This is a genomic window from Streptomyces sp. NPDC030814, assembly GCF_055572155.1.
In genome coordinates this window covers 1-13230 of the sequence record NZ_JBVIDX010000022.1, presented here as the reverse complement: position 1 = coordinate 13230, position 13230 = coordinate 1, and the positions used below count along the sequence as shown (strand labels likewise).

General features: G+C 69.2%; 9 protein-coding genes and 1 pseudogene. 4 read left to right on the top strand and 6 right to left on the bottom strand.

Annotated elements, in window-relative coordinates:
- Positions 1 to 175: 175 nt before the first annotated feature.
- A complete protein-coding gene (locus ACZ43N_RS32815; RefSeq protein ID WP_468102689.1) occupies positions 176 to 1426 on the bottom strand; it encodes a chymotrypsin family serine protease in 1251 nt (416 codons plus the stop codon).
- A 439-nt stretch (positions 1427 to 1865) separates the two neighbouring features.
- Positions 1866 to 2051, bottom strand: a complete 186-nt coding sequence (locus ACZ43N_RS32810) for a hypothetical protein (RefSeq protein ID WP_468102688.1) — start codon at positions 2049 to 2051, stop codon at positions 1866 to 1868.
- Between the two features lie 377 nt (positions 2052 to 2428).
- On the opposite strand from ACZ43N_RS32810, the gene ACZ43N_RS32805 reads away from it, so the two are divergent.
- Both ACZ43N_RS32805 and ACZ43N_RS32800 read left to right on the top strand, forming a co-directional pair.
- Positions 2429 to 4810 carry an ATP-binding protein gene (locus ACZ43N_RS32805; protein WP_468102687.1) on the top strand — a complete coding sequence of 794 codons (2382 nt, stop codon included), beginning with the start codon at positions 2429 to 2431 and terminating at the stop codon, positions 4808 to 4810.
- Positions 4811 to 4928: 118 nt separating this feature from the next.
- The gene (locus tag ACZ43N_RS32800) at positions 4929 to 7328 is read left to right on the top strand and encodes an ATP-binding protein (RefSeq protein ID WP_468102786.1); all 2400 of its coding nucleotides are present in this window, start codon (positions 4929 to 4931) and stop codon (positions 7326 to 7328) included.
- Here ACZ43N_RS32800 and ACZ43N_RS32795 read toward each other — a convergent pair.
- The 3 genes from ACZ43N_RS32795 to ACZ43N_RS32785 form a co-directional block, all read right to left on the bottom strand.
- Positions 7256 to 7612, bottom strand: coding sequence for a hypothetical protein (locus ACZ43N_RS32795; protein ID WP_468102686.1), 357 nt, complete (start codon positions 7610 to 7612; stop codon positions 7256 to 7258). The two genes, ACZ43N_RS32800 and ACZ43N_RS32795, sit on opposite strands and share 73 nt — an antisense overlap.
- 575 nt (positions 7613 to 8187) lie before the next feature.
- A complete protein-coding gene (locus ACZ43N_RS32790; protein WP_468102685.1) occupies positions 8188 to 8601 on the bottom strand; it encodes a PIN domain-containing protein in 414 nt (137 codons plus the stop codon).
- Between the two features lie 476 nt (positions 8602 to 9077).
- Entirely contained in the window at positions 9078 to 9851 is a 774-nt protein-coding gene (locus tag ACZ43N_RS32785; protein ID WP_468102684.1) for an NADPH-dependent F420 reductase, read from the bottom strand.
- 216 nt (positions 9852 to 10067) lie between these two features.
- Between ACZ43N_RS32785 and ACZ43N_RS32780 the strand changes: the two genes are divergently transcribed.
- A complete protein-coding gene (locus ACZ43N_RS32780) occupies positions 10068 to 10682 on the top strand; it encodes a TetR/AcrR family transcriptional regulator (protein WP_468102683.1) in 615 nt (204 codons plus the stop codon).
- Positions 10683 to 11189: 507 nt separating this feature from the next.
- Positions 11190 to 11468, top strand: a complete 279-nt coding sequence (locus ACZ43N_RS32775) for a transposase (RefSeq protein ID WP_468102682.1) — start codon at positions 11190 to 11192, stop codon at positions 11466 to 11468.
- 611 nt (positions 11469 to 12079) lie between these two features.
- On the opposite strand, the pseudogene ACZ43N_RS32770 reads toward ACZ43N_RS32775, so the two are convergent.
- Positions 12080 to 12823 (bottom strand): annotated as a pseudogene (locus ACZ43N_RS32770) (transposase); the annotation flags it as partial.
- Positions 12824 to 13230: the final 407 nt, after the last annotated feature.

Sequence of the window (13230 nt, the reverse complement as noted above, 5' to 3'; positions counted from 1 at the left end):
GGGGCGGGGGGAGGGGGAGCTCTGCCACCCGCTCGGGGGGGGGGGGGGGGGGGGGGGGGGGGGGGGGGGGGGGGTGTTGGGGGGGGGGGGGGGGGGGGGTGGTGTGGGCCGCTGGGGGTCCGCCCGACACCCTCAGGCGCCTGCGGCAGAGTCTGCCGGGGCTGTTGCCGGTGGCCTACTCCCAGTACCTCACGAGGTCGAGGCGCCACGCGGAGAGGGTGTCGCCGATCTTCACACCGATCATCTTCCAACAGCCACACTCCCCCCAGATGCGGGCTGAGTGAGTGCCGACGATGGTTGCCCTCACGCCGTACTGGTCCGAGTAGTAGACGGGGGCGCCGGAGTCACCTCCCTCGGTAGCCTTGCCCCACTCAAATCCCCACCACTGCACTGTCCCTCCCTGGTCGTAGGTGAACCCCGCGCTTCCGCCAATGAAGGTTCCCTCAGGGGACGGCGGGTAAAGGTTGTAACTCGTGTTGGTGACGGGGTGGCCGCAGTGGTTGAACGTCGTGGCACCGCTCACACACACCTTCGCGCCGACCCAGGGGTTGTTGCCTCCCTCGACCTCCATGGCGGAGGTACTCCCTGGGTAGCCCCCGGTCCAGATGTGGCCAGTGTAGTTGGCACCACCGATGAGTTCCGCATCGAGGCTGTCGATCCGCGTTTCCACAGCGCCGAAATAGGGGCCCCAACGCCCATCGGAGTAGCGCTGGAGGAAAGTATTGCCGACGGAGCCGCAGTGTCCCGCGGTCATCATTTTCCTTGCACCCGTCATGACGTTCTTGACGGAGACTCCTGCGGTGCAGCTGTAACCGTTCTTGCTGGCATTGGTGATTGCAGCTCCACCGGAGTACGGCGACCAGTCGTCGAACCGGTTTCTCTGGAGCTCGAAGCGGGTCCGGTGCACCGCGATCTTGCCCGGGTTGGCGTCGAGCAGCGACTGCGTCACGGATGCCGGAGCGTCGGTGTCGACCTTGATCTTGTCCTGCTTCGCGTCATAGGCGAAGCCGACGGAGTACTTGTCCGCGTCAGCGTGCCACTTTTTCGCCGAGAGCGTCTTTCCGGTCTTGTCCAACGCGTCCTTGGTGAACTGGCTGATCTTGACCGTGACGTCCATACCGGCCGGGATCTCCGTACTGAGCTTGCTCTTCTCGGCGGCGGGTGTCCCAGCGGGCAGCGTGACCACCTGCTCGGAGGAGACTCCGGTGACCCCGAGGGCATGGTGCTTCTTGATGACCTCGTCGAGCTTCTTGAGGTGGGCCTGGCTCGGCTGTGCCTGGCTCGGCTTTCCGGCATCTGCGCCGGACGACGCGGACGGCGTACCGGCCGCGTATGAGGCGACGGGTGATGCCAGGGATACCGCCGTGGTCGCGGCGGCAGCGACCAGCACCCCGGCGAGGCGCTTCGTTCTCGTTGTGGTTCTCACTTTTTCTCTTCCTCGTGGGGTGGAACCGACTGCCGGCTCAGCAGGGTCGGCTCACGAAGGGGATGGACTTTCCGAACGGCGTGCGGGCGGTCGTTTTCCGACTTACTGGGCGGCGGTAACGGAGGTGACCGGGGCCGCCCGGCGGGTCGGGTCGGCGACAGGGAAGCGGGAGCGCTCCCAATGATCTTCGTAAGGGGCGCGCACCGGCATATGCGATTCCGCGTCAACGGCTGGAGATGAGGCTGCCGGGCCGGTTTCGGGAACATAAGCGCGCGATACGCACGCGACCGACGGTATGCGGAGTGGAGCCGGATTCCACGGCCCCGCCTGTGTGGTTCATGTGCGGAGCATGGCCGCGGGGGTTCCGCCCACTCAATGGGTAGTTCTACCGAGTGCTCAGGGCGGTTTTCTGAGTGATCATGTGTCCGCGCTGGTCAGGTCAGTCCGATGAGGGCCAGGGGCGGGTGAACGGCTCGCCGGACACGTTCCGGAGTCCGGCGGCGATGTTCGTGTGTCCGGCGGTGCGGAGTTGGTTGATCGCGAAGCTGCGGAGGGTGGCCATGTTCTTCCGGGACGTGCCGGTGTGGACCTTGGAGGTGTCTCGTGCCCTCTCAGGCTGACCCACAGAACGGGACGTCTCATCGAAGGCCGGCTGGCGCCTCAAGCCGGCCTTGGGCGTTGGCCGTCGTCCTCGTGGCGGTCGGGCGCTCCACGCGATCAAGGCGTGGTGTCGAAGTCGGCCGCCTCTGCGGCGGCACCGTCGCCGAGCGGCGGCCTCTGTTCAGTCCCTCGTCGCTGATCGCGGTGGCCAGGTGTCCACGGATGCCGGCGGGGCTGGTGACCTGCCTGGCTCGCTGACGTGGCAGGCTATGGGTGCTTCGACCGAAATGGCAGATTATGCGGCATCGAGACCATCTGATTGCCCATTCTTTGCCTTTGCCCGGGCAGGGTGAGCGCGGAGCGCCGTGAGCCCCGCGGCGCGTGTGGTGTACGGAGATGACCATGGTGACCTTGCGTGCAGGGAACCTGCCCGCGGCCTCCACCAGCTTCGTGGGCAGGCAGCCAGAGGTGGCCGAGGTCCGCCGCCGCCTGGGAGCCGCCCGGCTGCTGTCGCTCACCGGGCCGGGCGGGATCGGCAAGACACGGCTGGCGCTGGAGACCGCCGCGGTCATGGACGACTTCCCGGACGGCCTATGGCTGGTGGACCTGACACCCCTGCGGGACGAGGCGGCGGTGGCGAGTGCGACCGCCATCGCCCTCGGCCTGCCCGACCTGGGTGCCCGGTCCTCCGTCGAACAACTCGTGGGATACCTGGACGGGCGGCGAGCACTACTCGTACTCGACAACTGCGAGCATCTGACCGATGCCTGCGCGGAGCTGGCCGGCGTGTTGCTGACGGCCTGCCCCGAGCTGCGCGTCCTGGCCACGAGCCGCCGCGTGCTGGGCGTCACCGGTGAGCAGGTGTTCGTCGTTCCGCCCCTGGCGCCGCCGGAGGCGGTCGTGCTACTGAGGGATCGTGCCACCACCGTCGATGCGGACTTCCGGATCGGTGAGGCGAACGAGTCCCAGGTCGCGCGTTTGTGCACCGATCTCGACGGGCTGCCGCTGGCGATCGAGTTGGCGGCGTCCCGGCTGCGGCTGCTCAGCGTGGAGCAGGTGGCACAACGCCTGGAGGACCGCTTCGCGTTGCTCGCCTGCGACAGCCGGACCGCACAGCCTCGGCAACGTACGCTGCGCGCGGCGATCGACTGGAGCTACGAGCTGTGCACGCCCGCCGAGCGGCTGCTGTGGCGTCGGCTGTCGGTCTTCACCGGCGGCTTCGCCCTGGACGCCGCCGAGGACGTCTGTGGCGGCCCCGACCTCCCCCGGCACGAGATCCTGGACCTCCTCGACCAGCTGGTCTCGCAGTCCCTCGTGTTGATCACCGAGCGCGAAGGGCAACCCCGGTACCGGCTGCTGGAGACCATCCGCGTGTACGGCCGGGAACGGCTCGCCCACAGCGGTGAGGAGGGCCGGCTGCTGCGGCGCCATCGCGACTTCTTCCGGTCCCTCGCCGAGCGCACGGCCGCCGACTGGTTCGGACCCGGCCAGGAGCAGACACTGGCGCGGCTGCGTGCCGAGCACGACAACCTGCTGGCGGCTCTGGATCGCGGCGTGCGGTCACAGGCGACCGGACCGACGTCCGGGAGAGCGGAGGCGCAGGGAAAGGAGGCAGAGGAAACGGAGGCAGAGGAAACGGAGGCAAGTGAGGAGGAGCCCGGGGCTTCAGAGCCCGGCGACGCGCAGGCGCGGCTGGCCTTGGCCGCGGCGCTGCGATTCCACTGGTGCTGCAACGGATTCCTCGGCGAGGGACGCCGTCGGTTCGACAGCGCCCTCGCGGCCGCGCCCGAGGCGACACCCGCGCGAGCCGGAGCGCTGTGGGCCGCCGCCTGGGTGGCCCAGATGCAGGGCGATCTCGACACGGCCGACCGGTGGCTGGACGAGGCCGACGATCTGGGAGAGAGACTCGGCGACCCGCTGGTCCGCGCGCATGTCCGGGGCCTGCGTGGCACCTTGGCGCTGTACCGGGGACGACCCCACGAGGCCGTACCCCTGTTCGAGGGCGCGACGGCCTCGCAGGCGGCGCTGGGAGAGGAGCCGGCGACGCTGCGCTGGCTCTTCCAGATGGCTCTCGCCCAGGTCTACCTGGGGGACCCGGGCGCGACGGAGACCGGAAGACGTGCGGTGGCCGTGGCGGAGACTCACGGAGAGCGCCTGACCCGGGCCTATGCGTTGTGGGTACTGGGCTACGGCGCCTGGCTTCGGGGCAGCCCGGAGGAGAGCGGCGCACTGATGCGTGCCGTCCTGGAGATTCATCGTGGCTTCAACGACCACGCCGGGGTGGCCATGACGCTCGAGGTGATGGCCTGGAGCACTGCCGCACTCGGGGACCACGAGCGTGCAGCACGTCTGCTGGGGGCGCTGCGCCCCCTCTCACGCGAGCTCAGCCCGACCTCCGCCGGGGCGTTCGCCGAACCTCGCGCACGGTGCGAGGAGGTGATCGTCGAGGCGCTCGGCCCGGCGGCGTACGACAAGCTCCTCGTGGAGGGCAGCTCCTACGACAGCCTGCCCAGAGCGATCGGATTGGCCCTGTGCGGCGGAGAGGGACCGGAGCAGGCTACCGCCTCCCCCCGTGCCCTGACCCCCCGGGAGCGAGAGGTCGCCGCACGGGTGGCCGAGGGCATGGACAACCGGCGGATCGCCGTCGCGCTCGGGCGGTCACCCCGTACGGTTGACGGTCACGTCAACAACATCCTGGCGAAGCTCGGCCTCGGCTCCCGCGCCCAGATCGGTGTGTGGTGGGCGGCGCATGAGGTGCCCTTCCGTGGAAGCAGCACGTCATAGGGGGGTCTCCCTCTGTTCGTCAGGTGGTGCCGGAGACATCACACCAACCGCATTGCCGGGCTTTGCTAGCCTTTGGGGAGTCTTTGTACGGCGGAATATAGGGCGGACCTTGACCAGTGTGATCCCCGCGACGGGAAACCTTCCCGCGGCCCTCACCAGCTTCGTGGGCCGGCGGCGAGAGATCGCCGAGATCCGCCGTCTGCTGGGCAAGGGGCGGCTGGTGACGCTCACGGGCGTCGGCGGTGTGGGCAAGACCCGGCTGGCGCTGAGTGCCGCCGAAGCATCCAGAAAGGCGTTCCCGGACGGCGCGTGGGTGGTCGACCTGGGCGCGGTACGGGATCCGTCGGCGGTCTCGGGCGCGGTCGCGGGCGCGCTCCGGGTGCCGGACCCCGGCACCGGGCCCGTCCTTGATCAGCTCACGGACCGCCTGGCCCGGCATCGGGCATTGATCGTATTGGACAACTGCGAACACCTGATCGACTCATGCGCCGAGCTGGCGAAGGTCTTGCTGTCAGCCTGTCCGGAACTGCGCATCCTGACGACGAGCCGCCGGGCGCTGGGAATCTGCGGCGAGCACGTCTTCACCGTCCCCACGCTGTCGGTCCCGGACGAGGCACTCGAACTGCTGCGGGACCGGGCCACCGCCATCCGGCCGGACTTCCACATCACCAGCGCGGACCGGGACCGGGCCGTCCGGCTCTGTGCGGACCTGGACGGGCTGCCACTGGCCATCGAACTGGCCGCGTCCCGGCTGCGCACGCTGACCGTCGAGCAGCTCGTGGACCGGCTGGAGGGCCGGTTCGAGCTGCTCACCGGCGGTTGCCGGACCACACTGCCTCGCCAGCGCACGCTGCTGGGGATGATCAAGTGGAGCTACGAGCTGTGCACGCCCGCCGAGCGGCTGCTGTGGCGCCGGCTGTCGGTCTTCACCGGCGGCTTCGCCCTGGACGCCGCCGAGCATGTGTGCGCGGGGGACGGTATCGGGCGCCACGAGGTCGTGGACCTGCTCGACCGGCTGGTGGCCCAGTCCGTCGTACTGACCTGTGAGCGCGAGGGCCCGCTCCGCTACCGGTTGCTCCAGACCGTTCGCGAGTACGGACGGGCCCGGCTCGCCGAGTCCGGTGAGGAACAAGGGCTGCTGCGGCGGCACCGCGACTTCTTCCTCGCCCTCGCCGAGCGGTACGCCACCGACTGGTTCGGCCCGGACCAGGAACAGGCCCTGGCCCGGCTGCGCATCGAACATGCCAATCTGCGGCTGGCGTTGGAGAGCGGGGATCCGGCACACCCGGCCGCTCCTGAAGCCGGCCTGGCCGAATCCCCAGACCCGGAGCATGACAAGCCGGAACGCATGGCGCCCGATCCCGCAGACGCGCAGGCCGCGCTGCGCCTGGCCGTGGCACTGCGCTTCCACTGGTGTGCCGACGGGTTCCTCGGAGAGGGGCGCCGCCAGTTCGACCGGCTCCTTGCGGCGGCGCCCGAGCCCACCCCGGTCCGGGTCAGGGCACTGTGGGCCGCCGCCTGGGTGGCGATGCTCCAGGGTGACCTGGCGACGGCCGACCGCTGGCTGGACGAGGCCGAAGAACTGTGTGAACAACTGGGCGAGCCGTTGGATCGGCCGTACCTCCTGGGCTTCCGTGGCGCGTCCCGGGCTTACCGGGGGCGGATGGCGGAGGCCGTCTCCCTGTACGAGGAAGCGCTGGCTGCTCACGAGGTGGCGGGCGAAGGAGCGGCAGGACTGTTCTGGCTGTTCCAAGTGATCGTTGCCCAGGTCCATCTCGGGGATCCGCGCTCGGCGGAGGAGGTCGGCAGGCGCGCTGTGCGGCTCGCGGAGGCATGCGGGGAGCGTCTGTACGGGGCCTACGCCATGTGGGCGCTGGGCTATGTGGTCTGGGCACGCGGCGACAGCGAGGAGGGCACGGCGCTGACGCGGGCCGCGCTGGAGCTCCTGCGGGGTTTCAACGACTACGCCGGGACCGCGGCGGCCCTGGAAGTGTTCACCTGGATCACCGCGTCCCGGGGCGACCACGAGCGGGCGGCACGGCTCCTCGGCGCCGTGCACGCCTTGTCCCGGGACATCGACGCCTGTCCTGTCTCCACGCTCGGCGGGCACCGTGCACGCTGTGAGGAAGCGGTCATCGCGGCCCTGGGCCCGGACGGATACGAGAAGGCCCTCGCGGAAGGCGGTCGGCACGACAGCCCGACCCGGGCCATCGCCCTCGCCCTGGACAGCACCGCCGACACCGGGCAGGACGCCCTGCCCACCACCGCGCCGTGCCCCCTGAGCCGCCGGGAGCAGGAAGTGGCCGCACTGGTGGCCAAGGGCATGACCAACCGCCAGGCCGCTTCCGCGCTCAACCTGTCACCCCGTACCGCCGACCGCCATGTCGCGAACATCCTGGCCAAGCTCGGCTTCGGCTCCCGCGCCCAGATCGCCGTCTGGTGGGCTCAAAACCCGATGGGTGCGGCTCCCTCCACCTTGGTCTTGTCCGTCGACAACCCCGGCGCGGCGCAGATGTGATGCGCCCGCATCGGATGCACCGCGTCTTCGAGGACCCCAAGAATGTCCTGGTAGGAGCGTGGCAGTGCTCCAACCGCCCGCTCCGCCGACCACTGCGGCACCAGCCGCACTCCGACTGGCGGCCCCACCCCGAACCGGCTTTCCTCTTCCTTCGCCGGCTGCCCCGACGCTTCCACCGGTCCGGCGTCCCCCGACTCGACCCCGGCCTCGGGCCCGGTGACCGCCTCACCATCGGACAGGATCTCCGTCATCGTCTCCCAGGTGATCTGCAGACGGGACAGCACCGCCTCCTGCTCGGTGAGGGTCCGGCCAACTCCTCAAGCTGAGCGCGCAGTTCCCCCAATCTTCTCCCGAGTGGCAGCCTCCCGCCGCTCGATCTCAGTGGCCCTCGGCGGTCCCATTCGAGGGGGAATTCGCTCACGTGCGGCTCGCAGGGGCCGGCTGCAATGTGATGCTGCCGTCGGTGCTCGTGCCGTGGGAGGCGCCGAAAACCCTCTCCATGGCGTCGGCAACGGCGCCGAGCATCCTGACCGGAGGCGAACCATCGCTGTGAGCGGTAGCCCCTCAACAGCCAGGCCATTGAAGGGAGTTCTGCGCGGGTACGGCCAACCGTCCGAACCGGATCAGCCGCGCGCTACTCGAAATGGGAACGACCCACCAAACCCCGACGTCGGAGCAAACCCCCGGATCAGGTCGAACCCGTACACCATCTCCATGGACGCAACCTCGCCCTTTGGCTGCCGGACGTGGTGATGGAGCACTTGGAGCCGCAGTTTGTCGTCATGGAGCGACGGGAGCCTTGAGTGCTCTTCGAGGCTGTTCCCTCAGGCTCGGCGCGTGATGTCTCAACAGCAGATCGTCAGATCTTGATGGCTGTGACGCGTCGGCCGCACAGGGCAGTGAGGTCCTCGGGATCCGAGGTGAGGATCGTGGCAGGTCCCGGGGCGGCAAGGGCGGTGGCGCTGAGCATGGCGTCGATGGCGTATTTGTGGCCGTGCAGCCCGGCGTCGGCGAGGAGTGCGGCGGCGTGGCGGGCGATGGGCTCGGTGACCGGTTCGACGACAAGGCGGGACAGCGCCCACTCCAGGGCCGGCCGGTTGATCCGAGGGTGGACCACCTCGACGAGGGTTGCCGCAGAGGTGATCACTCGTAGGTCGTCGGCGCGTGCGAGGGCGAGCCAGCCGGTGACTGTGCGATCGCGTAGCACGACCTTGGCCAGCCCTTCGCTGTCCAGGACCAGGGTGCCACCGGGTACGGCGGGAGAGCGGGTCACGCGGCGCGCAGCCATCCGGCCGTCGCCGGTCGAGACGCCCCGGATGCCTCCCTCAACGGCACGGGAGCCTTGTGTGTTGCGGCCTGCTCACCACCATTGCCACCACCCGATTAGTGGCCACGCTGAAAACGCGGTGGTGGGGGAGCTGATCGGTGTCCCGGCGGCGGACTGCCCCCGGTTCTGCAAGCTGGGCAGCGACGCCAGCCGGCTGCTCGAACCGGTGCGCAGCGAGGGTGACTGGGCGCGGGCCGACGCGGCGGTGACCGAACTGCAGCAGCCAGGCGGTGGTGTGGGAGTCTCGATCAGCTCTCCCATGCGACCGCCATATCTTGTCCGGCTGCGCTTCAGCTGCAGAAGCGGCGGCTCAAGCGGTCTCGTGCCGCACAACGAAACCGGTCACCGGCCCGCTGCGGACCCGTATGTCCGGGAAGTCCGCGGGCAGTCGTCGGCACTGTCGGCGGTACTCCGCGAAGGGATCAGCTGAACACGCGGTCGGCGGTGAGCATCCGGGGCGTCTCGGCCAGCAGGGTGCGCAGCCGATGGGCAGGCAGCGGGGCACCCGGAATCTCATCGACCGCTTCCTGCGGCAGCGGGCGGCCGGAGGCGAGCGCCTCGGTGAGCGCGGCAAACGCCGCCTTGTACGCATCGAGATCGGCGACGTAGGGCGTCACGTACGGGGCGGTCTCGGGCTCGAAGCGCCAGCTTTCGGAGAGGTTTCCGGCGTCGACGGTGTCGAAGCCCAGCCGGTCGATCAGGGCGGCGGCGCTCGCCTTGGCCTGCGGGTCGTCACCGGCTATCGGCAGGGCGGTACGGTCGGCGGCGCCTGCGGGGCGGGCGAGCGCCGGGATGTGCTGGAGGTAGATGTTGTTGAACGCCTTGACGACCTTCGCGCCGGGCAGGTGCGCCTGAATGATTTCGCTGGTTGTGGTCCTGCCCGAGTCGAGCTCGTCGAAGGTACCGTCGCGGAACCGGTAGTAGTTGATCGCGTCGAGCACGACCTTGCCGGCCAGCGCCGGGGCCGGAAGATCCCGGTAGGCGGCCAGCGGGATGCTCGCCACCACCCAGTCGCCTGCCCGGGCCGCCTCCTGGGGCGTCGCGGCGCTGGCACGCTCCCCGAGCTCAGCCACCTTCTCCGACAGACTCTCCGGCCCGCGGGAATTGGACAGGACGACGTCGATGCCCGCCGCGATCGCGAGCCGGGCGAGCGCCGTACCGATGTTGCCGCTGCCGATGATGCCGAGTGTCGCCATGGACGCGTCTCCTCAACCGGCGGACCTGCTGTCCGCCGGTGGTTCGGTCTGAAAGGACGGGACAAGCGGCCGCCAAGCAGATGCTGAGCCGAAGGAAAACAAGCACGTGCAGGCCGGGGCCCGCCAGCACCTTGAAGCGGATCACTTGCTCCTCTTGACGGTAACACAAGTGGAGCAACCGCTCCGCAAAAGTCGACGCGCTGTATCCTGAAACCCGTGACCGACGTCGACCAGCCCGCATCCCCGCCGCCCGCCGGACGTGCCCGCCGAGCGGATGCCGAGCGCAACCGTCGTGCGATCATCGACGCGGCCACCGCGGTCTTCGCCGAGCAGGGCGCAACCGTCGACGTCCGCGAGATCGCCCGGCGCAGCAGCGTCGGCATGGGCACCCTCTACCGCCACTTTCCGACCAAGGACGACCTGCTCGTGACGGTCCTGCAGCGGGAGTTCACCTCCTGGCTCACCGCCGCCCTGCAGACGGCAGCCGCAACCGAAGACCCCTGGCAGGCCCTGACCGGCTTCTTCGAAGAGACCCTCACCCGCCAGGCCTGCAACCGCGCTCTTGTCGAGAGCTACGCCGCCCAGGACGGCCCCTCACCCGAGTGCGCGCAGCTCCGCGAATCCGTCCTCAGCGAACTCCTCGACCGCTGTCTCGACGCGGGCCTCATTCGCCATGACGTCACCACGGCCGACCTGGCCCTGCTCATCCTGTCCCTGAGCCACGTCGTCCAGGCGACCGGCGAGAGCCAACCCGCCCAGTGGCGCCGCCTCCTGCGCATAACCCTCGACGGACTCAGCAGCCGCACCACCGAACCCCTGCCCGAGCCCTGACCCCACGCATGCGCTCCGGGAACGACTGACCGGAAGACCGGCCGCTCGGGTTACACCGCCTCGGACAGAAGCCCATCGGAGTGGAACTGCCAGCACACCGCAGACACACGCCCGTCCGCCGACCGACAGTCGTATCGCCCCGCAGCGCCGGAGGGCATCAGGAGCCGGGTGACGCCGTTGCGGAGAAACTCGCGCCCGCCCTGCCGGCAGGCTTGCCGTAGGTCCTGAAACCGGCAGGCCGGACGGCCTACCGGACAGAACTCGTGTTCCGCCGCATGATCCACTCCGGCATCCTCCAGAGAGGGGCAGTGCCGTTGGTCTGCGCGCCACCGGACGGCCTCCTCGACACGCCCATCGGTCAGGACGTGCTGAGTGCCACCGGATCCTCCACCACCTGAACCCTGCGCAGCCATCCGGCCGTCGCCGGCCCCCCGTCCCCTCCAGCGCCGAAGCCGCCTCGCTGAACTGCGCCATCCTCGGGCCCGATGCCATACCCGGAACCGGGGAGTGCGCCCTGTTCGTCCAGACGGCCTCGCCTGCCCCGACACCGCCCGGGCGTGCGACCTGGCCTGGACCTTCCGCGACCTGCTCCAACGACGGTGCGGCCACCGGTTGTTGACCTGGGTACGCGAAGCCGAACGAGACGCGCTGGCGCCCATCCTGTCCTTCGCGCAGGGCCTGTGCCTTGACCTCGACGCCGTCATCGCCGGACTCACCTTGCCGTGGAGCTCGGGCATCGTCGAAGGTCATGTCAATTGCATCAAGACGATCAAGCGGGCCATGTAGGGCTGAGCCTCCTTCCGTCTCCTCCGCACCCGCATCTTGCTCCGATCATGACCTGGGGATTCACGGAATCGCGGCCGAACCATGTAATTCCCGACGATCTTCATGATCAGCTTCACGTAATTCCCTGGGTGGCACGAGGCCATGACCGTCCACACCGCGGCGGCGACCACTTGCCGCTGATCGGTACGGAGGCCATATGCACGCTGCGGACTTGCCGTCGGACAGGCACCCGCCCGTGTGCGGCCGCGCGCGGGGTGTGCGCTCAACGCTGGGAGTGCGAACCGACTTTGCGGATATACCCCGACGCACGCTTACCTGTGCCGGGCTGTTCGGCTTGACTGCTCTACCGCATCACGGCACATGCCATGGGGATGACGCCGCACGAGCGGAGGGGAACCCGCTGTGCAAGATCCGTACTTAGCCGCCGACGTCCTGTCTGCCCACAACCGCGCTGCGGTTCCGGCTCTGAACAACGGCTGGCTCAGACGGGGGCTTCCCGGCAAGAGAGCCACGCCCGTCGGTCGGCGCGGACGGCAACGGAATGCCGTCGCCCACCGGTTCAGGCTATGGAGCCTGGCCATGCTCCCGTACCGCAACAGTGAGGTATTGCAGCGTTGCCTCTCCAGGGCGAGGACAGCTTTGGCGATGACGGTCATGCGGTTCGGGCTGATGCGGGATCTGCGGAAGATCTGCCAGGACTTCAGCCGTGCCATGCCGCGTTCGACTGGTGCCCGGGCTGCGGCCAGGGCCCGGTTGACGGTGCGCTGGGTGAAGGTGAGCGCGCCGCCCGGTGGCCGCTTGAGTCCGGTGGTGACCCAGGGGCCGGCGCCCTGGTAGGCACGGTCGGCGAGGATCGGGACGCCCTGACGCTCGCAGATCCGGATGATGCGGTGGGCGCGGGCCGCGGTCAGGTCGTGGGTGCGGCCCGGCAGCGCGGGAGAAATCCACAGCACCTCGCCCGCGGGGTCGGTGACGACCAGGACGTTTACTCCGTGCCGGCGGTGCTTGGCTGAGTAGTCGGCCCGGCTGTCGCCGACGCGGTCGCATTCGGCGAGGGTTCCGTCCAGCAGGACAAACTCCGGATCACGCTCGCGCAGAGTCTTGAGCAGGCCCGGCGCGCGGCCGGCGAGCAGGCTGGTGGCGGCGGTGACGTACGCGTGAGCGGTGCCGACGGATATCCCGAAGCCGGCCGCGATCCGAGCGAGGGTGTCGCGGCGGCGCAGGTACACCAGAGCGATGAGCGCCCGCTGGTGCGGCGGGAGTTTGCACCTGCGGTCACCCTCACGGGTGAGGAGCATCGTGACCCACTCGAAGAGGGCATGCGGGAGGTCGAGTGCGGCAGGATAGGGAACCAACAGGGCTCCTGTGCCGATGGGTTGAGACTTCGAACACCTCCACCAACGGCACGGGAGCCTTGTGCGTTGCGGTCCTCACCTCGACCTGACCGGCGTCACCCGATCAGTGGTCCCGTTGAAAACGCTCACTGATTCCTTGGAGTGTTACCTGGCGTGCACAGGGAGGACGCCGAGGGCCCCACTGCAACCTGGGCCCGAAGCGTTCATCTGGTCAGATAGGTGGTGGACGTCATGAAGAGTTCGTGACCCCAGACACGCGGCGTTCCCAGACGTCGAGTTCTGCTCTGCAGACTGATGCCCGGCTCGGTGAGGCCCTAGTACTCCAGCAGGATTTCGCTGTCTGACCTGGTCTTTTCGCCGGGCGGCGGGAGTGTAGCGGGACTTCGATCGTGTGGGGGCGGTCTCAT